Raw genomic sequence first — 263 nt, 5'->3', positions numbered from 1 at the left:
AATTAATATAGCGTCCGGCCACATACCTGCCGTTCTCTGCTACTTGAGCGGTACCCGTCTTGCCCGCTACTTGATAACCTGGCAGAGCAAACGGCTGCCCAGTTCCGTTTTTTTCATTAACGACCGCTCCAAGAAGATCACGCGTCTGCTTCGCTGTATCTTCTGAAATTACACGACGAACCATTTCTGGCTTGTTCTCTTTAAGCACCTGATCTGTTTTTGCATCACGAATCTCTTTTACAATATACGGCTTCATCAGCTTG

At 46.8% G+C, this 263-nt stretch carries 1 protein-coding gene; it reads right to left on the bottom strand.

Annotated features, from left to right (window positions below; all coding sequences use genetic code 11):
- Positions 1-263, bottom strand: a 263-nt coding sequence (locus LKX83_RS32585) for a penicillin-binding transpeptidase domain-containing protein (protein WP_255655031.1), incomplete at both ends; no start/stop codon positions are given.

The sequence above is a fragment of the Cohnella baijiui genome, assembly GCF_020731285.1.
In the GTDB taxonomy this organism is placed as follows: Bacteria; Bacillota; Bacilli; order Paenibacillales; family Paenibacillaceae; genus Cohnella.
Note: the sequence above shows the minus strand (reverse complement) of the source record. Positions and strands in the feature narration are given on the sequence as shown.